Below are 24109 nucleotides of genomic sequence, written 5' to 3'. Positions count from 1 at the left end.
ATGACCACCACACAGTCCGAAGTGGACTTCGAAGGAACCGCCCCGGTGCCGGGCGCCCCGCTGCTCGAGGTCGACAACCTGTTCGTCGAGTTCCGCACGCGCGACGGTGTCGCCAAGGTGCTCAACGGCGTCAGCTACCGGGTCGAGCCGGGCGAGACGCTCGCCGTGCTCGGCGAGTCCGGCTCCGGCAAGTCGGTGACCGCGCAGACCGTCATGGGCATCCTGGACATGCCGCCCGGTGTCATCACCGGCGGCGAGATCCGGTTCCACGGCGAGAACCTGCTCAAGGCCTCACCGAAGCGGCGGCGGGAGGTGCGCGGCTCGGGCATCGCCATGATCTTCCAGGACGCGCTCTCGGCGCTCAACCCGGTTTTCACCGTGGGCTTCCAGATCGAGGAGCAGCTGCGGCTGCGCAAGGGCATGTCCCGCCGCGACGCCCGCAAGCGCGCGGTCGAGCTGCTCGAGCAGGTCAAGATCCCCAACGCCAAGGGCCGGGTGCGCCAGTACCCGCACGAGTTCTCCGGCGGCATGCGGCAGCGCGCGATGATCGCGATGTCGCTGGCGCTCGACCCGGAGATGCTCATCGCCGACGAGCCGACCACCGCACTCGACGTCACCGTGCAGGCCCAGATCATGGACCTGCTCAAGGACATCCAGGTCGAGCGGAACATGGGCCTGATCCTGATCACCCACGACCTCGGCGTCGTCGCCGAGGTCGCCGACCGGATCGCGGTCATGTACGCCGGGCGCATCGTGGAGCAGTCGCACGCCCGCGACCTCTACCGCAAGCCCGGCCACCCCTACACCCAGGGCCTGCTCGACTCGCTGCCCCGGCTCGACCTCAAGGGAACCGAGCTGACCACCATCAAGGGGTTGCCGCCCAGCCTGCTCAACATCCCGAAGGGCTGTCCGTTCAACCCGAGGTGCCCGCGCGTGCAGGACATCTGCAAGACCGAGGTCCCGCCGCAGCACCGCCTCGCCCCCGGTCGGCTCAGCGCCTGCCACTTCGCCGAGGAGCTGATCAGCGGTGACTGACAACATCATCGAGGTCCGCGACCTGGTCAAGCACTTCCCGGTGCGGGTCGGCGTGCTGTTCAAGCGCACCGTCGGGCACGTCAGGGCGGTCGACGGGGTCTCCTTCGACCTCAAGCGCGGCGAGACCCTCGGCGTCGTCGGCGAGTCCGGCTGCGGCAAGTCGACCCTGGCCCAGGTGCTGATGCGCCTGGAGCCGCCGACCAGCGGCACCGCCACCTTCGAGGGTCGCGACATCCTGAAGATGAAGGGCGGCGAGCTGCGCAAGCTGCGCCGCGACATCCAGATCGTGCTGCAGGACCCGTACACCTCGCTCAACCCGAGGATGACCGTCGGCGACATCATCGGCGAGCCCTTCGAGATCCACCCCGAGGTGGCGCCGAAGGCCTCGCGGGCGAAGAAGGTGCGGGAGCTGCTGGACGTGGTCGGGCTCAACCCCGAGCACATCAACCGCTACCCGCACCAGTTCTCCGGCGGCCAGCGCCAGCGCATCGGCATCGCCCGCGCGCTCGCGCTGCGGCCCAAGGTGATCGTCTGCGACGAGCCGGTGTCCGCGCTCGACGTGTCGATCCAGGCCCAGGTGATGAACCTGCTCGGGGACCTGCAGACGGAGTTCGGCCTGTCGTACGTGTTCATCGCCCACGACCTGTCGGTGGTCCGCCACCTGTCCGACCGGGTCGCCGTGATGTACCTGGGCAAGATGGTGGAGGTCGGGACCGAGGAGGAGATCTACGAGCACCCGACCCACCCGTACACCCAGGCGTTGCTCTCGGCGGTGCCGGTGCCGGACCCGGAGCTGCGCGACCACCGGCAGGTGATCCGGCTGGAGGGCGACGTCCCCAGCCCGGTCGACCCGCCGTCGGGTTGCCGGTTCCGCACCCGGTGCTGGAAGGCGCAGGACATCTGCGCGACGGAGGAGCCGAAGCTGGTCACCCGAGTCGCCAACCACCCCAGCGCCTGCCACTTCGCCGAGGAGAAGTCGGTCGTTCCCTGAGTCGGGGGCAGATCTCAGGGGTGCTCACGAGGAGGAGTTCGCGTGAATCGTCGCAAACTGGTCGGTGCCGCGCTCGCGGTACCGCTGGTGGTGTCGCTCGCCGGGCTGGTCGCGCCAACCGCGGCCAACGCCCAACCCGCGTTGTCCGGCAAGACCGTCGAGTTCAACGTCCTCGCCGCTGACGGCTCGTCCGTCGAGTCGGCCGAGGCCGCTGTCCGCGCGGCCGGTGGCACGGTCGTGACCAGCAACAAGGCGGCTGGTCTGATCACCGCCACCGCCCCCGAGAACGGGTTCACCGCCCGCCTCGCTGGCAACAAGTCGGTGGACACGGCCGCCAGGTCGAAGTCCATCGGCCAGTCGCCGCGCGGGGACAAGGTGGCCAAGAGCAAGGCGGTCGAGCAGGAGGGCCGTTCGGCCAAGGCGGGCAAGAAGAAGTCCCCGAAGGCGTCGACGGCGGGTCTCGACCCGCTCGACTCGCTGGCGTGGGGGCTGACCGCGGTGCGCTCGGACCTGGCCCGCACCAAGCAGGCCGGGGACAAGCGGGTCAAGGTCGGTGTCCTCGACACCGGCGTCGACGCCTCGCACCCGGACATCGCGCCCAACTTCGACCGGGCCCTGTCGCGCAACTTCACCCGCGACATCCCGTTCGACGAGAACGGCGAGGTCGTCGACGGCCCCTGCGAGTACCGGGGCTGCGTCGACCCGGCGGACGTCGACAACGGCGGCCACGGCACGCACGTCGCGGGCACCATCGCCGCGGCTGCGGACGGCTTCGGCATCTCCGGTGTCGCGCCGAACGTGTCCATCGTCAACATCCGCGGTGGCCAGGACTCCGGCTTCTTCTTCCTGCAGCCGGTCGTCGACGCCATGACCTACGCGGGTGACGCGGGCCTCGACGTGGTGAACATGTCGTTCTACGTGGACCCGTGGCTGTACAACTGCGCCAACAACGCCGCGGACAGCCCGCAGCAGCGCGCGGAGCAGCGGTTGATCGTCCGCTCGATCAACCGGGCGATGGAGTACGCCCACCGCAAGGGCGTCAGCCAGATCGTGTCGCTGGGCAACGGGCACATGGACCTGGGCAACCCGTTGCCCGACTCCAGCAGCCCCGACTACCCGGCAGGCACGGCCTACCCGCGCACCATCGACAACGCCACCTGCTTCTCCCTGCCCATCGAGGGCCCGCACGCGATCGGCGTCAGCGCGTACGGCCCCTCGCAGGCGAAGGCCGACTACTCCAACTACGGCACCGAGCGCATCTCGGTGTCGGCCCCGGGCGGCTACTTCCGGGACGGCCTGGGCACGGACTGGTACCGCACCAACGAGAACCTCATCCTCTCGTCCTACCCCCGCAACGTCGCCCTGACCGAAGGGGCCATCGACGAGGCCGGGAACATCACCCCCGACGGTGAGGCCCTCGGCGTCCAGAAGGCCTGCAAGCCCAACGGCACGTGCGGCTACTACCAGTACCTGCAGGGCACCTCGATGGCCTCACCGCACGCCTCGGGTGTGGCCGCCCTGATCGTCTCCCAGTACGGCGACTACACCCGCAACGGCGTGTCGCTGTCCCCGGACAAGGTCAAGCGGGTCCTGGAGGGCACCGCCGCCGAGATCGCCTGCCCCACCCCGCGCACGGTCGACTACACCCCGATCGGACGCCCGGCGGAGTTCAACGCGACCTGCACCGGCACCCCGTCGTTCAACAGCTTCTACGGCCACGGATCGGTCGACGCCTGGAACGCTGTGACCAACGGGCGGAAGTTCTTGAAGTAGCACGTGGTTTGACGCGAAGGGCCCCTCGGTTCGCTGAGGGGCCCTTTTGCTGTCCTTGGTCAGGTTGTCTTCGCGCCCGTGGTTGTCTACAACGCCTGTGGTTGTTCGCAGGCGCTCTGGTTGCCCACAACTTCTGTGGTTGTCTGCAACGCCTGTGGTTGTCGGCAGGCGCTCTGGTGCCTACAACGCCTGTGGTTGTCCACAACGCCTTGGGTATCCGCAGGCTCTGGTTGTCCGCAGGTTCGGGTTGTCCACAACGCGTTCTGCTGTCCACAGGCTGCTGCTTGCTGCTGCCGTTGTGTCGGTCTCTCTCGGTAGGCTGTATATCGGGGGCTCTTGGTTCAGTTGATCTTGGATGTGGGGCGGTTGGGTCGCTTGTTGCCGTGACGAGTTGCTTGGTTGTCCACAATGGCTGCGGTTGTCCACAGGCTCCGTTCGCCGCTCCCGGTTTGTTGGTGCTGCGCGCTAAGCTGTGTATTTGGGGGCTTTTGATCAGGTTGATCTTGACGTAGGCCGTGGTTGGGGATGCGGGGCAAGGGATTCGGGCCTCCGCCTTCGGCTCCGGTGGACGGCCTCGTCGCCTAGCGGCGAACTCGGCGCCCGATCCGCGATTTTCGAGCTTTGCTCGATGGGGTGGACCTGTTTTGCGCGGGGCCCCTACGACACCCGTGGCAGAACCGCAAAGCAGGGGCCGAAAAGACTGGCCCTGCCGCGCGGAAACGCTACGGGTGTCGTCCCCCACACAAAACAGGTCCACCCCATCGAGCAGTTGGCACCAGCGACTCCGACTGTCCAGGCGCTGAGCAGGTGGGCTGAGGCGGACCTGACGGAAGGCCAGTTGACACCGCAGGGTCCGACTGTCCAGGGGCTGGGTTGGCAGGGCAACCGAGAGCGGGCTGAGATGGCACCGGCCGTTCCGAGTGTCCAAGGTTGAGCAGGTGGGTTGGGGCGGACCTGACGGGGGGCGGGTTGGCACCGCAGCTTCGGAGTGTTCAGTGGTTGGCCTGGGTGGTGTCTGTCCACAAAGTCCACTCAGGTCAGCGAGCGCGGAGTCTGTTGATAACGGCAATCAAGGCTGTCTGTTCCGGCATGCGCAGTGGCAGGCAGCGTCGGGCCTGTTCCAGTGCGAGCAGAACAGCTCGTGGTGGCTGTCCTCGCGGATCACGTACTGCGCCGTTCACCCACGAGCGGAGCGGAGTTGGGCGATCGCCGCGGCCAGGGTGGCTTGTTCTGCGGTGGTGGGGTGGATCTGGGTGTGGAAGTCAGAGTAGGGGGTGGGGGTGCCGCCGAGGCGGGCGGCTAGGGCCTGTAGGTCGACGGTTGTGGGGGAGCGGCCGATTGTGGCGGTGACGGTGTCTAGGCCCCGGTGGAAGTCTGGTTCGGGCAAGGGGAACAGCGCTTGGCAGCGGGTTGCCTGTTCTCGGTGGCGGTCCGCCCAGAAGGTGAAGGTCCAGCCCGGCCACAGCGACGCCAGTTCCTCGGCCGTGTAGTGGATTGTGCGGGAGGTCCACAGGCCGACCTCGCGGGAGGGCACGTCGATGTGCAGGCCCGCGGGGACCAGGGTGTCGCACTGGTGGATCCGACCGGATTCGGGCAACCGCCGCAGGAGGGACGGGCCGAGGGCGGCGACGGTGGGGCCTTCGTCCCAGACGGTGTAGGCGCGGGGGCCTTCGGGGGTGTGCAGGGTGACCAGGGTGTCGGCCTGGTCGGCCGGGACGCCGGGGACCTCGTCGGGGACGCGGGTGGTGCGCACGGTCGAGCGGTCCAGGCCGACGTGGGCGGCGAGGTCGGCGATGCCGTCGTAGGCCCAGTGGACCTCCCAGCCCCGCCAGGTGACCGCGAGGACGGCGAGCAGCGCCTCCCGGTGGGCGACATCGGCCAGGTGGATGCTGAAGAACAGCAGCACCCGGCGGGTCGTGTCGATCAGCACGGCGGCTTCGCACCAGGTGTCGTCGAGCCAGTGGTCGTCGGGTTGTTGCGCGTGGACGAAGCGCAGGGCCGCGGTGGGGCCAGCCAGGATGTCGGTGTCCAGGGTGCGCGCGCCCCAGTGCGAGTAGCGCAACCGCCAGCCGTCGTCGTCGACGGTGGCGTAGTGCGCGCGTTCGCCCATGGGTCGATGCTCCCAGCGGGGCGCGCCGATGTCCACATGGACCATCCACAGTGGATGACAGCGGACCCCGCCGGGGGCTGTCCCGGCGAGGCCCGCTGCCCTGCGGTGGAGCGGGTGCTACTCCATGGTCAGCACGAACCTCGGTCGGTTGAGGCGGATCTGTCGTGCTGTTTCCTCGAGGGCGTCGGCCAGGGCATCGGCTTGTTCGGGAGAGGCCCAGCCGATGATCAGACCGGAGGCGTAGTCACGCAACCGCGCGGGCAGCGTGTCCAGTTTGGCGGCGAGCAGGACGATCGCCCGTGCTGTGTCGACCTGCTCCGGGGTCGCCGTCACACCGTGCTGCCCTGTGCTGCGGACCCGATCTCCCCGACCACGCCCATCACCTCCTCCACCGCGTTCCACGCTAAGGTCCGTGGCGACAACGGGGATTGCCACTGTGGCAAGGTCGCCCATTCGGCGCAGGGTGGCGATCAGGACAGCAAACCCGCGCGGTAAGCCAAACCCCGCAATTCCCGACCGATGGCGTCGTCGCGGGCGCGCGCCAGCAGCTCAGATAGTACGGAGTGCATGAATGGGTGCCGGTGCACCCGCGCCGGGGAGATCCGCTCGGCCCTGCGCAGCATGAGCACCGCCTCGTCGCGGCGGTTGGGCATGCGGGCCAGCGCGCGGCCGTATTCGCGCCAATAGGCCGACTTCCTGGTCGCCGAGGGCAGCACGTTCGGGTCGACGGTGCTCGCGATCCGCGCCGCCTCGGTGTGCTCGCCCGCCTCCAGCGCCACCGACATCCGCCACACCCCCACGTTCGAGGGGCCGAAGCCGAAGCCGAGCGCGTTGCCCTCGCCCGCGTGCCTGGCCAGGTCCTCGGCGTGGTCGAGCGCGGAGACCCGCTCGCCCTGCTCGCCCTTGGCCGCGGCCACCAGCGAGCGGGTGAGGGTCAGCATGCCCGACATCTGCAGCTCGGTGTTGCCGCTGGTGCCCGGGTCGGTGTCGACCACGACCCGCTCGGCCAGGTCGAACCCGCCCGCGCCGATCAACCCGAACGCGGTGCCGAACCCGCTGACCGCCAGCGACACCGGCTCGTCGAGGCGCTGCGCGGCGTCGGCGGCCAGCGTCGCGGCTTGCCAGCCGAGGTCCTGGCTGGCCCCGATGTCGCCCAACCACGCCTGGGTGCCCTGCACGTGGGTGACGACCAGCATGCGGAGCACGTCGCGCTCGGCGCGGCCCGCGGCCAGCGTGGCGTGCAGGTCGTCGATCAGGTCGGGTAAGAGCGCGCCGACGGTGGCGTAATCGCAATCGCGCTGGCGCACGAGCAGGTCGTCGGATCGGTTCCGCAGCTCCTCGACCTCGCAGACCCGCCCGCGCCAGGTGTGCATCGCCGCTGCGAACAGGGCGAGCCGGACCGCGCCGAGCGACCGGTCCTCCTCCGCCTCGCCCGGCGCGGCGAGCGCGACGTTGGTTATCTCCGTCGGCGCCACGTCCAACGCCCTGGCCAGCGCCATGATCAGCGAGCGCCGGTCGAGCGCCCGGTGACCGGACTCCAGCCTGCTCAGGTAGGACGGCGAGATGCCTGCCAACCCGGCAACGACCGCCAGCGACTTGCCCCGCGCGTTGCGGATCTGCCGCAGGCGTCGCCCGATATCGCTCACGCTTGACCCCTTCGTCGAAGGGAAGCTCAGCTGAGACCGCCCCCGGTCGACCCGACCGGGGGCACCGCCCAGCGTACGGCGTCGGGGTCCGCGTGGTAACCGCTTATCCGCTAACGGTTTTGCCGATGAAGGCCGCGATGTCCTTCGACTGGCGCAACCGGGACGGTTCGTGCACGTACATCATGTGCCCGGCCTCGTAGTAGGAAACCTCGATGTTCGCCCGCAACGAAGCTGGAATGTTCAACTGCGCCAACGAGTGCTCGGTGGCGAAGTACGGGGTCGCCCCGTCGGTGTACCCGGATGCGACATGGACCCGCAGGTGGGGGTTGGCCCGCATGGCCGCCGCGAGCTTGTCGGCCACCGTGACGTGCGCGTTCTCGAATTCTTTGAACGACCAGGATCGATTCACCTCGAGGCTGAGCACCTCGTAGGGCAAGTCGTTGGGGTAGGCCAGTTCCGTGTGCAGGTAGTGGTTTATACCAGCCGTGTAGGCCCCCATGATGGCCGAGGCGGTCGGGTCGTCGCTGAACCGTTCACGACCGTAGTCGGCCTCCCAGCCGGTGAACCGCCCGTCCAGCCGCCCGACGGTTTGTTTGCGGTGGCGCAAAAGCTCGGTGAAGAAGCGAACGTGCTCCACCCGCAGGTTGACCCGCTCGACGTAGTCCTCGGTGAGCCCGGTCAGCCCGGCCAGGGTGCGCACCGCGGCCGTTCGCTCCTCTGTGGACAGACGGGAGCCCTGGGCGAGCGCGTACGGGTAGTCCCTGGTGGCGAAGGCCTCGGCCTCGTCGAGCACCTCGCGCAGCGGCCGGTCGCCGTGCAGGCCGTGGTAGTGCGCGATCGCGGCGTAGGTCGGCAGGAACAGCGCGTACGGGGCGTCGTTGCCCGCGGTGAAGTCCATAGTGGCGAAGTCGAGCACCGAGGAGATCAGCACGAGCCCGTTGAGGTACATCCCGTGCCTGGTCTGCAGGTGGTGCGCCAGCCCGGCGGCGCGGGTGGTGCCGTAGGACTCCCCGGCCAGGAACTTCGGCGAGATCCACCGCCCGTTGCGGGTGGTCCACAGCCGGATGAGCTCGCCGACCGACTCCAGGTCGGCCTGGAAACCGTGGTAATCGCCCGCCTTCTCGCCCTTGACCGCCCGCGAGTAGCCGGTGGACACGGGATCGATGAAGACCAGGTCGCTGTGCGCAAGCAGCGTCTCGGTGTTGTCGACCAAACCGTAGGGCGGCGCGGCCAGGTCGCCGACGTCCCCGGTGACCACCCGTCGTGGGCCGAACAGGCCCAGGTGCAGCCAGACGCTGGCCGAGCCGGGGCCGCCGTTGAACGCGAAGGTGACCGGCCTGCGCGCCGGGTCCGCCCCGTCGAGGGTGTAGGCGGTGAGGAAGACCTCGGCCTTGGGCTGGTGCCCCTCGAACTTGCCCTCGGTGGTCACCTCCTTGCGCAGGACCACCCGGCCGGTGGTCGCGGTGTAGTTGAGCTTGCGGCGCCGCACGGTGAGCGAGTGCGCGGTGCTCACCAGGTCGTCAGTGGGCTCGACCGCGGGCTTTGGCTCGTTGTCGGAGTCGGTGGATGCCATGCCGACGACCCTAGTGGCGCTCGCGCCGCACCGTGGGTGACGTGGTGTGATTGCCGATCGTGACCACTCTCGCCGAGTTGGACCGCCGCGTCGTCGACTGCCGCGCCTGCCCCCGCCTGGTCGCCTGGCGCGAGGAGGTCGCCAGGACCAAACGCGCTTCCTTTCGCGACCAGGACTACTGGGGCCGCCCGGTACCCGGCTTCGGCCCGGCGGACGCCGCGGTCGGCGTCGTCGGCCTCGCCCCCGCCGCGCACGGCGCCAACCGCACCGGCCGGATGTTCACCGGTGACCGCTCCGGTGACGTCCTCTACGCCGCCCTGCACGCGGTCGGTCTCGCGTCGCGGCCGACCGCCACCCACACCGGTGACGGTCTTGAGCTGTTCGGGGTCCGGATCACCGCGCCGGTGAAGTGCGCGCCGCCCGCCAACAAGCCGACACCGGCCGAGCGCGACAACTGCAGGCCGTGGCTGGAGCGGGAACTGGCCCTGCTGCGCCCGACCCTGCGCTCTGTTGTCGTATTGGGTGCCTTCGGCTGGCAGGCGCTGCTGCCCGTTCTGGGCGCCGCGTGGGCGGTGCCGGTCCCGCGCCCGCGCTTCGGCCACGGCGTGGCGCACGAACTCGCCGCCGTCGACGGGGGACCGCCGCTGACGGTCTTCGGCTGCTACCACGTGAGCCAGCAGAACACCTTCACCGGCAGGCTCACCCCGGCCATGGTCGAGGACGTCCTGCGAGCCGCGGGCCGAACTGCCGGAATCCTCTGAGCGGCCGGGTGTTCTAGTCCGAACAGCGGCGTTGACAGCCATCGCTATGCTCGGGGGCAGGCGCTACCGCCGCGCTGGGGGGCGAATTGGCCCAGGCGGGTTTGGTGAGGGAACCACAAGTGACAGCGCTCATCGTTCTGCTCGGCGTGTGCGTGTCCTGGGGGTTTGTTTTCCTGTTGCTCCGGTGGCTGCTGGCGAAACCGGTGCGGGAGATCAGGGTCAGCGTTCGGCCGTTGCCCGGTGTGGCGCTCGAGGTCGTGGTCGTTCCCGATCCGCATTCCGGGAAAATGGGAACGGCTATTCGACGCCGGTGACGCTAAGTGTCGGTGGCGGTCCCATGTGGGCCGCCACCGGCGTCGCGTTGGGACTGTCAGCTTTCGACAAGTTGCCGCAGCAGGGCGGCCGTGTCGGTCTCGGACAGGGCTAACTGCTCGATCGCCAGGAACCTCTCCCAGGCGGCGGTAACCACATCGTTGTCCCCGGTCGCCAGGTAGTCCTTACCTGCGGCCTCCTCGAACAGGACGGTGTCCCCGATCTCATCGTCCAGTTCGAGCAACATGAAAGCGCCACCGATCCCGGGATGGGCGCCCGCGCCGAAGGGCACGACCCGGATCGTGGTGCAGTCCTCGGCCGACCGCGCCAGCAGCGCCCGCAGTTGTCCGCGCAGCACATCGGGTCCGCCGATGCCGCGGCGCACGGCGGCCTCGTCGACCAACGCGACCAGCTTGGGCCGGTCGCTCTCGAACCGGTACTGCCGCTGCAGCCTGCACTCCACGGCGAGGTCGAGCTCCACACCGGAGTAGTAGGTGCCCAGCACGGCCCTGGCGTAGTCGGCGGTCTGCAGGTGCCCGGGGACCAGCACCGGGTGGTACTGGTGGATCGCGGCCGTGGAGCCCTCGTAGGCCAGCAGGCGGCGGAACGGCTCGCTGGTGACCGCGTCGTAGCGGGCGTACCAGGGCTGCTCGCGGCTCTCCTTGGCCACCTCGACCAGGTCCGCGATCACCTCCTGGTCGTTCATGCCGTACTCGGCCAGCAGCGCGCGCAGATCGGTGGTGGAGACCCCGACCGCCGCCTTCTCTATGCGAATCAGTTTCGACACCGACCAGTCCATGGTGGCCGCGACCTCGGGCTGGGTCTTGCCCGCCTGCTCGCGGAATGTCCGCAGGAGTCGGCCGAGCTGGCGCTTGGAGAAGCGGGGGTCCCGTTGTCTTGGCATCGTGCGACTCCGAGGGGGACGTTCGGCTACGGGGTGTCATACTATAGAGCGAGTGCCACCCGGCAGAGTGCCACTTGGCTGTCCGCCACCGCGCTGCGCGTCTGGGGGCGTTTGGCAAGGTAGCACGGGTCACCCCGGTTTCGCTGCCCCTTCGTTAACCCCGCAACGACAAGTTTGACCACCCCGTCGGTATCACCTTGACGCGAGCCGCGACTACTCTCGGTAGAAGATTCGGTCAGTGGTGAAACAGCTCGCGTGCCCTGCGTTCGGTGCAGTGGTGCTACCCGGCCAGCGGATTCACGGGTTGCCGACAATCGCGGAATAATGCCCGGGTATTGCGCCCCCGCATGGGGGAGCCGAACTCGGAGGGGCTTTGATGACCGTCGTGCTGCTGGAGTGGCGAAAGAGTTCCTACAGCGAAAGCAATAATTGCGTCGAACTCGCCAGGTGGTCCGGTGGGAATTCCGTCCGAGATTCGAAGAATCCGGGCCGAAAATTGGACATCTCGCGGCGCACCGTGCGCAGGCTGCTCGCCTTCGTGCGCGGGTAAGCACTGGTACCCGGGGGCATCGGTCGGGCAAGCTGGCGGCCATGTCCCCGCGCCTGGTCCTGCCGCTGGTCGCGACCGCGCTGCTGCTGCTCGCGGTCGTCGCCGCTCGTGGCGGCTCGGCGATCCCGGCGGGCCAGGGGAGCGCCGCGACGGTGGAGCCCACCCCGCCGCCGCCCCCGCCGACCGGGTCGGCCCCGGAGCCGCCGGACCGGGTGCTCGACTTCATCACCGGCATCTCCACCGGCGTGCTGCTGCTGGTCATCGCCGTCATGCTGCTCATCGGCCTCGTCGGCCTGCTCGCGGGCTTGACCCGCCGCCGCACCCGCCCCGTGCTCCCGGAGCTCGACTGGGCCGGGGCGCCAGGTGACGCCGAGGGCGCGGCCGCCGTGCCGCACTTGCTCGCCGCCGCCCGCACCGCTCGCCGCACCCTCACCGCCAACGCCGCGGGCAACCCCACCGACGCCGTGGTCGCCGCCTGGTTGACCCTGGAGGCCGCCGCCGCGGCACTGGGCACCCCGCGCGCCGCTCACGAGACCCCGACCGAGTTCACCGAACACGTCCTCGGCGCCCACGCCGCGGACCCCGGCGCCCTCGCCACCCTGCGCGGCGCCTACCACCGGGCCCGGTTCAGCCCCACCGCCGTGATCACCCCGGTCGACATCGAGGCCGCCGCCGACGCGCTCTCCCGCATCGAGCGCTCCCTGGTCGCGACATGACCACCAAGAGCGTCGCACTGGGCATCGCCGCGGGCATCGTCGTCTTCGTCGCGGCGGTGTGGCGGGGCGGCATCCCGGTGTTCTGGGCCATCGCCCTCGCCGTACCCGCGGGCGTGGTCACCGGTCTCGGCGTACTCCTGGCAGGTCCCCTGGAACCGGTGTGGTCCGCCCTCCCGGACGAGATCGGCTCCGGCACCCAACCCCAAGCGGCGACCCTGGCCGCGCGCCTGGCCGAGGCCGAGCACGACCGGCAGCGGTTCCACACCCGCATCCAGCCCCGCCTGCGCGCCACCATCGCCCGCACCCTCGAAGTGTCCGATGTGGACTCGCCGGGGGTGCGCGAGCGCATCGGCCAGGAGCTGTACCGCCTCATCACCTCGCCGACCGCGCAACTGCCCCCACCGGCGCGGTTGGCCGAGCTGCTCGAACCCGTCATCGGCGACCACGAGTCCGCTGATGCGCCTGCGCCGGGGCAACGTTGATCGCCCGGGGATCGGCGGGGTTTCCCGAATCCGCCACCAGCGACCACGAGTCCGCTGGTGCGTTGTCCACTGTGGAGGAATGTTGATCGTCCGCGAATCCGCCAAGGCGATCACCGACGCGGTCGGTGCGGTTGTCGTCGGTCGTGATCGGGCCCTGCACCTGACCCTCGCCGCGGTGCTGGCCGGTGGGCACGTGTTGCTCGAAGACGTGCCCGGCCTTGGCAAAACCCTGCTCGCGCGCAGCCTCGCCGGTGCCATCGGGCTGCGGTTCGCGCGCCTGCAGTGCACCCCCGACCTGCAGCCCGCCGACGTCACCGGGTCCTTCGTGTTCGACCCGACCGAGCGCGAGTTCACCTTCCGGCCCGGTCCCGTCTTCACCGGCCTGCTGCTCGCCGACGAGATCAACCGCACGCCGCCCAAGACCCAGTCCGCTTTGCTGGAGGCCATGCAGGAGCGGCAGGTCACCGTCGAGGGCCGCACTTTCCCGCTGCCGCGCCCGTTCCACGTCCTCGCCACCGCCAACCCCATCGAATACGAAGGCACGTACCCGCTGCCCGAGGCCCAGCTCGACCGGTTCCTGCTGCGCGTCGACATCGGCTACCCGCCCGCCGACGACGAGGTCGAGGTCTTGCGCCGCAGGCTGGAGCGGCGCAAGGAGGAGGCCGCCGTCGACGCCGTTGTCGATGACCTGGCCGTGCTCCAAGCCGCCGTGGAACAGGTGGACGTCGACCCGGACATCCTGCGCTACTGCGTCGACCTCGCCCGCGCCACGCGCGAGCACCCCAGCGTCGAGGTCGGCGCCTCCCCGCGCGGCTCGCAAGCCCTCCTCCTCGTCGCCAGGGCGCTCGCGGTTCTCGACGGCCGGGACTTCGTGCTCCCCGAGGACGTCAAGGAGTGCGCTGTGCCCGCGCTGGCCCACCGGCTCACCCTGCGGCCCGAGACCTGGAGTTCCGGTGCGACCGGCGTCGAGGTGGTCACCGAGCTGCTGGGTTCGGTGCCCGGTCCGGCGGGCGCCCGCGCGTGAACCGGGTCCAAAGGTGGGCGACCGCGCGGCGAACGGCGGGCCGCTCCGGGTGGCGGGGGACCGACGCGCTGTTCCGCGGTGCCATCGGCGGGCTCGGGTTGGTCGGCGTCGGCGTTGTGGCGCACCGGATCGACCTCGTGCTCATCGGCGCGCCGCTGCTGCTCGGCACGATCGCCGCGCTCGCCGTCCCCACCGGGCCGGTCCCCGCGCCGAAGCTCGAAAGGCTGCCCGCGGCGGTCGAATCGGGTGACCGGACCAAAGCGGCCATCACCGTCGCCGCGGGCCCCGGCGTCGAGTACCTCGCCATCCGGCTGCCCTCGCCGGACCACACGGCCATCGGGCCCGTCCACCTGCTGCCCGGCAGCGCCACCACGATCCGGGCCGCGCTGCGCTGGAACGCCTGGGGCGAGGGCGTCGACCTGCGGCCCGACCACCTCGCCGCGAGCCGGGACGCGCTGCTGATCAACGGCCCGGTCGTGGGCGCCGAGAGCCGCCGGACCGTGCTGCCCCCGATCACCCCGCTCGCCCCCGGCCCGCTGCCGCCCCGGGCGTCCGGCCTGGTCGGCGCGCACCGCGCCCGGCGCCCGGGCGACGGCGTCGAACTCCGCGCCGTGCGGCCGTTCCAGCCGGGCGACCGGCTGCGCCGCATCGACTGGCGGGTGACCCTGCGCGCGGGCGCGGCCACCGGTGAGCCCCTCGCCGTCCCGCACGTGCGCGAACGGCACGCCGAGGTCGACGCCGACCTGGTGCTGGTGCTGGATTCCCTGGTCGACGTCGGCGCCGACCTGGGCGAGTGGTCCACTGCGGCGGCAGGCGTCGCGGTCCGCCCCGGCGGCAGCCTCGACCGCGCGGTCCGCTCCGCCGCCTCGCTCGCCGCGGGCTACCTGCGCCAGGGCGACCGGGTCGGGTTGGTCGACCTGGGCCGCCCGCAGCTGTCCGTGCCACCCGGGGTCGGCCACCGGCAGCTCGTCCGCGTCCGCCACCAGCTCGTCGCCTGCACCCGCACCGCGGGCTGGGCCACCCGCCCGGTCCTGCTGCCCAAGCAGATCCCGCGCGGCGCCGTGGTCGTGTTCCTCTCCCCGTTCCTCGACGACGCCACCGTGACCGCCGCGACCGCGACCGCCCGCCGCCACCTGGTCATCGCCGTCGACACCCTGCCCGCGCCGCTGCTCGCCGACCCCTCGACGCCGTGGGGCGAGGTGGTCCGGCTCGTCGTCGCTGGCGAGCACCGGGCCAGGCGCAACGCCTTGCGCGCCAACGGGGTCGCGGTCGTCGACAGCGCGGACGCGGTCGCCTCGGCGCTGCGGCGGGTGCGGTCGTGAGCGCGCTGGAAGTCGGTCGCGGCCGGTCCGCCTGGTGGTTGCGCGGCGCGGCCGGGGGCGCCTGCGCGGGCATCGTGCTCGACCTCGCGCTCAGCGGTGTGTCCACCGTCATGCTCGCGGTTGCCGCTCTGCTGTCCCTCGCGGCGGTCCTGCTGCCCGCCTCACCCGCGCCGCTCGTGCTCATCTGCACCGCCGCGCTGCTGCTCACCCTCGACGGCGGCGACCCGCTGCGCCCGGCCGTGCTGGTGCTGATCCCGCTGGTCCACGCCCTGCACCTGGCCTGCGCGCTGGCGGGCCTGCTGCCCGGGGGTGCCCGGTTCGACCCCGCTGCCGTGCGCCCGACCCTGCGCCGCGCCGCCGCTGTGCAGGCCGTCGCGCTCGGGTTCGCCGCGGTGGCCGCCGTGGTGCCGATCACGCGTACACCCGAACCGGTGGAGTTGATCGCGTTACTGTCGATCGCCGGTCTCGCACTGCTCGTGATCGTCGCTCGCCAGCGCCGCCGCTAGGCCCGCGATGGGCGTCACACCTGCGGAAATCCCCCAGCGACCGGGGTCACACCAACACAGGGGCGGCGCGCGGGCACCCCGCACCAGTGCCACCATGAACGCATGGCGCATGGAAAGTCGGAGCCCACCCGGATCCTGATCCTCGGTGGCGGCTACGTGGGGCTGTACACCGCGCTCGGCCTGCAGCGCAAGCTGCGCTCCGGCGAGGCCTCGGTGACCGTCGTCGACCCGCAGCCGCACATGACCTACCAGCCGTTCCTGCCCGAGGCGGCCGCGGGCGCGATCGAGCCCCGGCACGTGGTGGTGCCGCTGCGCCGCGCCCTCAAGCGCTGCCACGTGATCACCGCGCGGACCACCGCCATCGAGCACGCCCGCAAGGTCGTCACCATCGAGGCGCCCGACGGCCACACCGAGGAGCTGGGCTACGACGTGCTCGTCGTCGCCCTCGGTTCGGTCGCCCGGCTGCTGCCCATCCCCGGCCTGGTCGAGAACGGCATCGCCTTCAAGACCATCGGCGAGGCGATCTACCTGCGCAACCACGTGATGACCAAGCTGGACGAGGCCGACAGCACGCTGGACCCCGAGCTGCGCAAGCGGCAGCTCACCTTCACCTTCGTCGGCGGCGGGTTCGCGGGCATCGAGGCGCTGGGCGAGCTGGAGGACATGGCCCGCTTCGCCACCCAGTACTACAAGAACATCAAGCCGGAGGACCTGCGCTTCGTGCTCGTCGAGGCGGCGGGCCGGGTGCTGCCCGAGGTCCGCGAGAGCCTGGGCGTGTACACCGTGATGCAGCTGGAGAAGCGCGGCATCGAGGTCTACCTGTCGACGCTGGCGAAGTCGTTCGAGGGCGGCCACGTCGTGCTCTCCGACGGCACCGAGTTCGACAGCGACACCATCGTGTGGACCGCCGGGGTCAAGTCCAACCCGGTGCTCGCCGCCTCGGACCTGCCGCTGACCAAGCAGGGCCGCCTGCGCGCCACCGCCGCGATGCGCGTCGAGGGCCTGGCCGACGCGTGGACCGCCGGTGACTGCGCCGCGGTGCCCGACTTGTCGCGCACCCAGGAGGACCCGACCGCGATCTGCGCGCCCAACGCCCAGAACGCGGTGCGCCAGGCCCGGCTGCTGGCGAAGAACATCGTCACCGCGCTGCGCGGCGACGAGCCCAAGGACTACTTCCACAAGAACATCGGCTCGGTCGCCAGCCTCGGCCTGCACAAGGGCGTCGGCGATGTCTTCAACATCAAGGCGAAGGGCTTCCTCGCCTGGGCCATGCACCGCGCCTACCACGTCAAGGCGATGCCGACCTTCAACCGCAAGGTCCGCATCACGCTGGACTGGTTAACTGGCGGCCTGTTCCGGCGCGAAGTGATCTCGATGGGCCAGATCAACGACCCCAAGGCGGAGTTCGCCAGGGTTTCCAAGGGCTGACCGGCAAACGGCCCAGCCTTGGTTGGGCCACCCGGCCGGAGTTGTCACAAACCCGTCCCGAGGCCGCCTGTCGCGCCTTAGGCTGCCGCTGCCCCCGTAGCCCAACAGGCAGAGGCAGCCCCCTTAAAAGGGGTCGAGTGCCGGTTCGAATCCGGTCGGGGGCACAAAAGCAGGACAGCAGTCCGCTAGGGACGTCTCTTGGCGATCGTCCACTGGTCCACTGTCGCGGCGGTGAATCACCACCGCGCGCCGAGGTGTGACGTCCGTCCACTCCGGGCGGGCCGGACCGCTGTCCGCGCACCGAGCACGCGCGTCCGCGCGCCGGTCGCGCTGAATTGTTGGCTCTTTTCGCCCGGGGCGCCCAGGTTGTCCACAGTGGAGCATCCCGGCGTGCGGCTAAGCTCGACCGGTGGCCGAGTACCGGATCGATGACCTGGCGCGGGTGGCGGGGACGTCGGTGCGCAACGTGCGGGTGTACCAGGACCGGGAGCTGTTGCCCGCGCCGGTGCGGCGCGGGCGCAGCGCGGTGTACTCCGACGCGCACCTGGCGCGGTTGCGGTTGATCCTCAGCATGCTCGACCGCGGCTACGCGTTCGCCCAGATCAAGGAGATGCTCGACGCCTGGCAGGCGGGGCACAGCCTCGCGGACGTGCTCGGGTTGGAGGAGGCGACCGGGGCGGCCTGGTCGCACGAGCAGCCGACGGTCGTGCCCATGGCCGAGCTGGTGCGGATGTTCGGCGCGCAGGTCACCCCCGCGAACCTGCGCACCGCCCTCGAGCTCGGCATCCTGCGCAGGCGCGGTGCCCAGTTGATCGCGCCCAGCCTGAAGCTGCTGGAGGCGGGTCACGAGCTGGTCAAGCTCGATGTCCCGCTCGGTGAGGCGCTCAAGCTGGCCGCGGAGCTGCAGCGGGAGACCGACCGGGTCACCGCGCTGCTCATCGGGCTGGTGCGCGAGTACGTGCTCGACCCCAAGGGGCCCGACTGGCTGCCCAGCGGCGACGAGCTGCCGCGCTTCGCCGACGTCATCTCGCGGCTGCACCCGCTGGTCATGTCCGCGGTCAGCGCGGCGGTGGACCGGTCGGCCCGCCGGGTCATCCCGGAGGTCATGGGGGACCGGTTGATCGCCCTGGCCGAGCGGGCCAGGGACCTTGCAGAGTGACAATGGCGATTGTAACGTTCGCCATTGTCGAATAACCGAGGGAGTCGCCGTGGCCAGTGCACCACCCCCGCGCCGCAGCGTCGTGACCAGCGGCGACGTCGAGCTCGCGGTCTTCAGCGAGGGCGACCCCGCCGACCCCACCGTCCTGCTCGTGCACGGCTTCCCCGACACGCACCGGCTCTGGGACGGCGTGGCCGAGCGGCTGGTCGGCGACCACCACGTGGTCCGCTACGACGTGCGCGGCGCGGGGGCCTCGAGCGCGCCGCGCAAGACCGCCGCGTACCGCACCGAGCTGCTCGCCGAGGACCTGTTCGCCGTCGCCGACGCGGTCAGCCCGAACCGGCCGGTGCACCTGGTCGCGCACGACTGGGGCTCCATCCAGGCCTGGGCCGCGGTGACCGCCCCGCGCGCCAAGAGCCGGATCGCGTCCTTCACCTCGATCTCCGGCCCGCACCTCGACCACGTCGGCCAGTGGGTGCGGCGCAGGCTCAGCCACCCGACCCCGGCGAACCTCATCAAGGTCGTCACCCAGCTCAACCACTCCTGGTACATCGCGGCGTTCCACATCCCGGTCCTGCCCGGCCTCGCCTGGCGCACCGTCCTCGGCCCGCGCTGGCGCCACCTGCTGCGCCTCGTCGAGGGCATCGAGGCCACCCCGGCGCCGACGATCGGGGCCGACGCGGCGCGCGGGGTGCGGCTCTACCGCGCGAACATGCTGACCCGCCACCCCGAGCCGAGCCCGGTCGAGATCCCGGTGCAGGTGGTCATCCCCACCAAGGACCGGTTCGTCACCCCCGAGCTCGCCGAGGACCTGGAGCACTGGATCCCGCGGCTGTGGCGGCGGCGCGTCGCCGCGGGGCACTGGGTCCCGCTGTCGCACCCGGCGGTGGTGGCCCGCGTGGTCGACGAGTTCGTCGACCACACCAGCGGTGCCCCGATGACCCGCGGCCTGCAGCGCGGCCGGGCGGGCGTGCCGTTCACCAACCAGCTCGTCGTCATCACCGGTGCTGGCAAGGGAATCGGCAGGGCCACCGCACTCGCTTTCGCCGCGACGGGTGCGGAAGTCGTCGTCGCCGACGTCGACATCGAGTCCGCTCGGCGCACCGCCGCCGAGATCGGTCCGGCGGGCTACGCCTACCAGGTCGATGTGTCCGACGCCGAGGCCATGAGCCGCTTCGCGCACGACGTCGCCGCCGAACACGGCGTGCCGGACGTCGTGGTCAACAACGCCGGGATCGGGATGGCCGGGCCGTTCCTGGCCACCACGGACCGGGATTGGCGCCGGGTCACCGACATCAACCTGCTCGGAGTCGTCAACGGCTGCCGCGAGTTCGGCGCGCTGATGGCCGACGCGGGCGAGGGCGGGTACATCGTCAATGTGGCCTCAGCGGCCGCGTACACCCCGAGCCGGTCGCTTTCCGCTTACGCCGCAAGCAAAGCGGCCGTCCTGGCGCTGTCGGACTGCTTGCGCGCCGAGTTCGCGGGCCACGGCATCGGGATCAGCGCGATCTGCCCGGGGATCGTGGCCACCGACATCACCAACACGACCACCTTCGCAGGTGCTGATGACGTTGAGCAGCAACGGTTGCGCCACCGCGCGAGCAAGGCTTACGCCCGTCGCGGGTTCACCCCGGACCGGGTCGCCGAGGAGGTCCTGCGGGCCGTGCGGCGGCGGATCCCGGTCCTCCCGGTCACCCCGGAGGCCAAGCTCGCCCGCTTCGGATCCCGCTTCGCGCCCGGCTTGATGCGCCGCCTGGCCCGGATCTTCTAGGTGCGGTCATTGCCAGGCAGCGCTTAGAGCCTGCCGGGTCGCAGTAAGCCAGCCGCGAGTACCAGGAGGCTGCCGAACAACGTGTTCCACGCCCCCAGGTGCAACTCGTCCCAGTCGAGGATCTCGCGCGCCTGGAGTACCCACACGACCATCGTCGCCGCCAGGATGACCCCGCCCAGTTGCAGGATCCCCTTGGCGCGGACCATGCCCACCACCGCGAGCAGCACCCCGATCGCCAGCGGCAGCGTCAACGACCCGATGGCGGACGCGCTCTCCCTGGTGACCCCGCTGAACAGGTCCGACAACGGGAGGGTGTTGCCCGCGCGGTCCTCGTACCACGGCCGGAACGCCCCGAAGCCGACCACGGCAACCCCGGCCAGGCACAGCAGCCACGAGATCAGTGCGCGCACGAGATCGACTCTAGGGCTAACGGCGAAGGGCGCCCAACCGGCCGGTTGGGCGCCCTTCGCGTGGTGATCGGGTGATCAGTCGCTGCTCTGCAGCATGTACAGCAGGCGCAGGATCTCCAGGTACAGCCAGACCAGGGTGGTCATCAGGCCGAAGGCCACGTACCAGGCGAACTTCGACGGGGTGCCGGACCGGATCATCTGGTCGGCCATGTCGAAGTCGAGCAGGAAGTTGAACGCGGCGATGCCGATGAACAGCAGGCTGATGCCGATGCCGAGCGGACCGGCGTCGCGGATGCCCAGGTTCACGCCGAACATCGACAGCAGGAGGTTGACCAGCATCAGGCCCGCGGCGCCCGCGGTGGCACCGATGATCCACTTGGTCAGCTTCGGGGTGACCTTGACCGCGCCGGTCTTGTAGACCACCAGCATCGTGATGAACACCAGCGCGGTGCCCAGGATGGCCTGGAACGCGATGCCGGGCGCGAACGACTCGAAGATGCCGGTGATCGCGCCGAGGAACAGACCCTCGGCCGCCGAGTAGGCCAGCACCAGCGCCGGGTTCGGGGTGCGCTTGAAGATCACCACGAGGGAGAGCACGAGGCCCGCGATCAGACCGATGATCATCGGCGGGTACGGGCTGATCGTGCGGCCGAGCACCAGCACGGCGGTGATGATGCCGACCACCAGCGCGACGCCGAGGGTGGCCGCGGTCTTGGTGACCACGTCGTCCACGGTCATCGGGCGGTCGTTGGTCGCGGGCGGGGCGTTGTAGCCGCCGTACCCGGGCGGGTTGCCCTGGTCCTGGTAGCCCTGGGCCTGGGGCTGGAAGCCCGCGTACCCGCCGCCGTACCCGCCTTGGGGTAGGTTTCGGAACGCGGGGTTGCTGGTAGAACGCACCTGATCCTCCTGGGCCTGGATGGCGCCTGCTGACGGTCAACGATCGACCCGGCCGACCGGTTCCCGCTGGGTAAAACCCACTTTACCCACATTCGGCGCAACGCCGGGTGGGCACCACCGATTCCCGCACGTCACACCGAGGGTGACCGACCAGGTCGGACCCTACGCCGTTCGGTACCCCGCTCCCCGCTTGGCCCCTTTCCCGACCTGGGGGAACGCCGCTCGGTAACCATGATCATCTCCACCCGTTGGCGGATTGCCGTTGCCCGTTCCCACCTAGCAGGCTCGCACGAGGTGCGCCCCCCGGTCCCCACCCGTTCCCCATGGCGGCCGCACCGCCAGGAGTTCCACGCACTTCAAGCGCCGACGGCCGTGCGCTGCCCCGGCGCGGCAAGGAGCCGACCGAACAATGCGGCGATCCACATTCGGTGTCCGGTTGACCTCGGCGTTGGCCACGGTGGCCACCCTGTCGGCTGCCTTACTCGTCACAGGGGCCGCGCCCGCCGCGGCCGAGTACAAGAAGGGCCTCGGCATCGGGGTGGCACCCCAGCCCTACAAGGGCGCCTCTCAGGAGGTGGTCGAGGACTGGCTCGGGTCCTACATCGTCAACGGCAAGCAGGTTTGGTGCGTCAAGTTCGCTTTCAAGGAGCCTGACACCAACGAGGTCTACAAGTCCGGCGACGTGCTTAAGACCAAATACGGCGCCGACCTCGACCCGGTCCAAGCAGCCGACATCTCCTACCTGCTGCTGCGCTACGCCGACACCAAGGACGCCACCGAGGCGGCCGCGCTCGCGCACCTGCTGCACCAGTGGACTGCCGCGCCGCGCACCCCGGCCGACTTGGACCCGGCGACCAACGGCTACCGCACCATCGCCTACAACATCGCCTACCACGAGGAGGCGCTGCGGGCGAAGGACGCCAACGTGCTCACTGCGGTCAACAGGCTCAAGGCCGACGCGACCGCCAACCACGGCCCGTGGACCACGACGCTGACCAAGCCGACCAAACCGCAGGTCATCGGCACCCCGGACACCTGGAACATCGAGGTGCTGGGCAAGGGCGGCAGCGGCGTCGGCAAGGTCCCGGTCAAGGTAACGCTGGTCGACGCCACCTCGGGCGGCAAGACCGAGCTGACCGCGACCACCAAGGACAACGGCGGCGGGATCGCGCTGGAGGTCGTGCCGACCGGGCCCAAGCCGTCGGTGTCGATCTCGCTGCTCGGCCCGGCCGACCAGCCCGTCGTGCAGCACGCGGTGAAGGACGGCACGCAGAGCGTGGTGTCCACCGGCGGTGAGAAGGAGATCAAGGCCGCCGCCGACACCACCGCGGTCACCGCGCCCGGCTCGGTCGCGGTCGCCAAGGTCGACGAGAAGACCGGCAAGGGCATCGCCTCGGTGTCGCTGCGGGTCACCGGCGCCGACAAGACGACTCCCGCCGTCGACCAGGACGGCAAGCCGCTCGTCGGGACCGATGGCAAGCCGCTGGTCGTGGTGACCGGCGCAGACGGCACGGCCACCGTGCCGAACCTGCGCACCCCGCAGGAGATCTGCGTGACCGAGACCGCCGCACCACCGGGCTACGAGCAGTCCTTCGACGCGGCCAACCCACCATCGGCCTGCGGGAAGGTCGACGCGGGCAAGACGCTCGAGCTGAAGCTGGCCAACAAGCCCAACGTGCCGACCGTGCCCAAGACGATCCCCGCCGGTGACACCCCAGCCGCGGCCGCTGCCGTGCTCGACGACGGCGGACCGTCGGTGGGCCTGCTCGTCGCGCTCAGCGCGCTGCTGCTGTTCGCCGCCGGTGCGGGCACCGCGCTGGTGCGCCGCGGCCGCGGACCCGTGGTGGTCAGCCGCCGGATGCGCAAGGACTGGGGGCACTGACCGGGCATGGCTCGCCGTAGCTCACCGTTCGCCCCGCCCGCCGCCGCGGGCGGGGCGGGCCTGCTCGTGGTCCTCGTCTGCGGGCTGACCTTCACCACACCCACCTACGTCGGTGGTCTGCCGCTGCCCAGTGACGGCGGCCTGCAACGCGTCGCGGTGGAGCGGGCGGCCGCCGACAGCGACGCCGCGCTCGCCGGGATGCGCACGCAGATCAAGCCGAAGACCGCCGAGCCGACGACGAGTGCGCCCCCGCCGCCGTCGCAACCACCGCCCGCCCCGACCACCAAGCCCGCACCCCAGCCGCCGAGCTCGCCCGAGACCGGGCAGCGGCCGGGCACCCTGCGGCTCGCCAAGGGCGGCACGGCGACGCTGGTCCGCAAGGAACTGGGCCCCGACGCCACGTTGCCGGTGCCCAGCGGGGTCCGGGAGGCGACCTGGTGGGGCGCGGGCCTGGACGCCGCGGCGGGCGCCTCGGTGTTCGCCGGGCACGTGAACTGGAAGGGCAAGACCGGGCCGTTCGCCGAGCTGTGGAGCTCGCGGGTCGGCGACCTCGTCTCCGTGGTCGACGACCGGGGCACCCAGTGGCGCTACCGGGTGAGCCAGGTGGAGACGGTCAGCAAGCACGACCTGCCCGCCAGGGCCGAGGAGTTCTTCGGCCAGCGCGGCCCGCACCGGGTCGTGCTGGTGACCTGCGGCGGCCAGTGGGTCGGCGGCCCGGAGGGCTACGAGTCGAACCGGGTGGTCATCGCGGTCCCGGTCTAGCGGTCTCCGGACCGACCCGAGCTGACAGAGACTCACACAGCCGACACGATCCAGGGTCACTGGCTCGTGTCGGTTCGTCTCAATTGGGGGACGTC

23 protein-coding genes and 1 tRNA gene are annotated in these 24109 nt (G+C 70.7%); 17 read left to right on the top strand and 7 right to left on the bottom strand.

Going from position 1 to position 24109, the window contains the following annotated elements:
- The 3 genes from LV75_RS20530 to LV75_RS20520 are packed head-to-tail and all read left to right on the top strand — an operon-like array spanning position 1 to position 3799.
- On the top strand, positions 1 to 1035 hold the full coding sequence (locus tag LV75_RS20530; RefSeq protein ID WP_253888597.1) for an ABC transporter ATP-binding protein: 1035 nt from the start codon (positions 1 to 3) through the stop codon (positions 1033 to 1035).
- Complete coding sequence (locus tag LV75_RS20525) at positions 1028 to 2026, top strand: ABC transporter ATP-binding protein (RefSeq protein WP_253888596.1); 999 nt, start codon at positions 1028 to 1030, stop codon at positions 2024 to 2026. The genes LV75_RS20530 and LV75_RS20525 overlap by 8 nt, the downstream gene beginning before the upstream one ends.
- 42 nt (positions 2027 to 2068) lie before the next feature.
- Complete coding sequence (locus LV75_RS20520; RefSeq protein ID WP_253888595.1) at positions 2069 to 3799, top strand: S8 family serine peptidase; 1731 nt, start codon at positions 2069 to 2071, stop codon at positions 3797 to 3799.
- Between the two features lie 1177 nt (positions 3800 to 4976).
- On the opposite strand, the gene LV75_RS20515 is transcribed toward LV75_RS20520, so the two are convergent.
- The 4 genes from LV75_RS20515 to LV75_RS20500 all read right to left on the bottom strand — a co-directional run bounded on the left by LV75_RS20515 (position 4977) and on the right by LV75_RS20500 (position 9128).
- Entirely contained in the window at positions 4977 to 5909 is a 933-nt protein-coding gene (locus tag LV75_RS20515) for a hypothetical protein (RefSeq protein WP_253888593.1), read from the bottom strand.
- A 117-nt stretch (positions 5910 to 6026) separates the two neighbouring features.
- Positions 6027 to 6242 carry a hypothetical protein gene (locus LV75_RS20510; RefSeq protein ID WP_204450346.1) on the bottom strand — a complete coding sequence of 72 codons (216 nt, stop codon included), beginning with the start codon at positions 6240 to 6242 and terminating at the stop codon, positions 6027 to 6029.
- Positions 6243 to 6379: 137 nt separating this feature from the next.
- On the bottom strand, positions 6380 to 7555 hold the full coding sequence (locus LV75_RS20505) for a helix-turn-helix domain-containing protein (RefSeq protein ID WP_253888592.1): 1176 nt from the start codon (positions 7553 to 7555) through the stop codon (positions 6380 to 6382).
- Positions 7556 to 7658: 103 nt separating this feature from the next.
- A complete protein-coding gene (locus tag LV75_RS20500; RefSeq protein WP_253888591.1) occupies positions 7659 to 9128 on the bottom strand; it encodes a S10 family peptidase in 1470 nt (489 codons plus the stop codon).
- Positions 9129 to 9187: 59 nt separating this feature from the next.
- On the opposite strand from LV75_RS20500, the gene LV75_RS20495 reads away from it, so the two are divergent.
- Together LV75_RS20495 and LV75_RS20490 are read left to right on the top strand one after the other, a co-directional pair.
- Entirely contained in the window at positions 9188 to 9889 is a 702-nt protein-coding gene (locus LV75_RS20495; protein WP_253888590.1) for a uracil-DNA glycosylase, read from the top strand.
- A gap of 119 nt (positions 9890 to 10008) precedes the next feature.
- Positions 10009 to 10203: a hypothetical protein gene (locus LV75_RS20490; RefSeq protein WP_253888589.1), complete on the top strand. Its 195-nt coding sequence runs from the start codon at positions 10009 to 10011 to the stop codon at positions 10201 to 10203.
- 56 nt (positions 10204 to 10259) lie between these two features.
- Here the strand turns inward: LV75_RS20490 and LV75_RS20485 are convergent, their stop codons facing one another.
- On the bottom strand, positions 10260 to 11105 hold the full coding sequence (locus LV75_RS20485) for a helix-turn-helix domain-containing protein (RefSeq protein ID WP_253888588.1): 846 nt from the start codon (positions 11103 to 11105) through the stop codon (positions 10260 to 10262).
- 376 nt (positions 11106 to 11481) lie between these two features.
- Between LV75_RS20485 and LV75_RS20480 the strand changes: the two genes are divergently transcribed.
- The 10 genes from LV75_RS20480 (at position 11482) to LV75_RS20435 (ending at position 20063) form a co-directional block, all read left to right on the top strand.
- Positions 11482 to 11655, top strand: coding sequence for a DUF397 domain-containing protein (locus tag LV75_RS20480; RefSeq protein ID WP_253888587.1), 174 nt, complete (start codon positions 11482 to 11484; stop codon positions 11653 to 11655).
- Positions 11656 to 11696: 41 nt separating this feature from the next.
- The gene (locus LV75_RS20475) at positions 11697 to 12371 is read left to right on the top strand and encodes a DUF4129 domain-containing protein (RefSeq protein WP_253888586.1); all 675 of its coding nucleotides are present in this window, start codon (positions 11697 to 11699) and stop codon (positions 12369 to 12371) included.
- Positions 12368 to 12853 (top strand): hypothetical protein, encoded by a 486-nt coding sequence (locus LV75_RS20470; protein ID WP_253888584.1) that lies wholly within the window; start codon positions 12368 to 12370, stop codon positions 12851 to 12853. The genes LV75_RS20475 and LV75_RS20470 overlap by 4 nt, the downstream gene beginning before the upstream one ends.
- Before the next feature lie 79 nt (positions 12854 to 12932).
- The gene (locus LV75_RS20465) at positions 12933 to 13877 is read left to right on the top strand and encodes an AAA family ATPase (protein WP_253888583.1); all 945 of its coding nucleotides are present in this window, start codon (positions 12933 to 12935) and stop codon (positions 13875 to 13877) included.
- Positions 13874 to 15199, top strand: coding sequence for a DUF58 domain-containing protein (locus LV75_RS20460; protein ID WP_253888581.1), 1326 nt, complete (start codon positions 13874 to 13876; stop codon positions 15197 to 15199). Before LV75_RS20465 ends, LV75_RS20460 begins: the two co-directional genes overlap by 4 nt.
- Positions 15196 to 15705: a hypothetical protein gene (locus LV75_RS20455; RefSeq protein ID WP_253888580.1), complete on the top strand. Its 510-nt coding sequence runs from the start codon at positions 15196 to 15198 to the stop codon at positions 15703 to 15705. Before LV75_RS20460 ends, LV75_RS20455 begins: the two co-directional genes overlap by 4 nt.
- 102 nt (positions 15706 to 15807) lie before the next feature.
- Positions 15808 to 17133: an NAD(P)/FAD-dependent oxidoreductase gene (locus tag LV75_RS20450; RefSeq protein ID WP_253888578.1), complete on the top strand. Its 1326-nt coding sequence runs from the start codon at positions 15808 to 15810 to the stop codon at positions 17131 to 17133.
- Between the two features lie 90 nt (positions 17134 to 17223).
- Positions 17224 to 17297, top strand: a tRNA-Leu gene (locus tag LV75_RS20445).
- Between the two features lie 245 nt (positions 17298 to 17542).
- Entirely contained in the window at positions 17543 to 18292 is a 750-nt protein-coding gene (locus LV75_RS20440; RefSeq protein WP_253888577.1) for a MerR family transcriptional regulator, read from the top strand.
- Between the two features lie 49 nt (positions 18293 to 18341).
- Complete coding sequence (locus LV75_RS20435) at positions 18342 to 20063, top strand: SDR family oxidoreductase (RefSeq protein ID WP_253888575.1); 1722 nt, start codon at positions 18342 to 18344, stop codon at positions 20061 to 20063.
- A 23-nt stretch (positions 20064 to 20086) separates the two neighbouring features.
- Here LV75_RS20435 and LV75_RS20430 read toward each other — a convergent pair whose 3' ends face one another.
- Positions 20087 to 20473 (bottom strand): hypothetical protein, encoded by a 387-nt coding sequence (locus LV75_RS20430; protein ID WP_253888573.1) that lies wholly within the window; start codon positions 20471 to 20473, stop codon positions 20087 to 20089.
- A gap of 75 nt (positions 20474 to 20548) precedes the next feature.
- A complete protein-coding gene (locus LV75_RS20425) occupies positions 20549 to 21370 on the bottom strand; it encodes a Bax inhibitor-1/YccA family protein (protein WP_253888572.1) in 822 nt (273 codons plus the stop codon).
- 409 nt (positions 21371 to 21779) lie between these two features.
- Between LV75_RS20425 and LV75_RS20420 the strand changes: the two genes are divergently transcribed.
- Together LV75_RS20420 and LV75_RS20415 are read left to right on the top strand one after the other, a co-directional pair.
- Positions 21780 to 23252, top strand: coding sequence for a SpaA isopeptide-forming pilin-related protein (locus tag LV75_RS20420; RefSeq protein ID WP_253888571.1), 1473 nt, complete (start codon positions 21780 to 21782; stop codon positions 23250 to 23252).
- A gap of 6 nt (positions 23253 to 23258) precedes the next feature.
- Positions 23259 to 24014 (top strand): class F sortase, encoded by a 756-nt coding sequence (locus LV75_RS20415; protein WP_253888570.1) that lies wholly within the window; start codon positions 23259 to 23261, stop codon positions 24012 to 24014.
- Positions 24015 to 24109: the final 95 nt, after the last annotated feature.

It is taken from the genome of Actinokineospora diospyrosa, from assembly GCF_024171925.1.
Lineage (GTDB): Bacteria > Actinomycetota > Actinomycetes > Mycobacteriales > Pseudonocardiaceae > Actinokineospora > Actinokineospora diospyrosa.
This window is presented reverse-complemented; position numbering and strand designations above follow the sequence as displayed.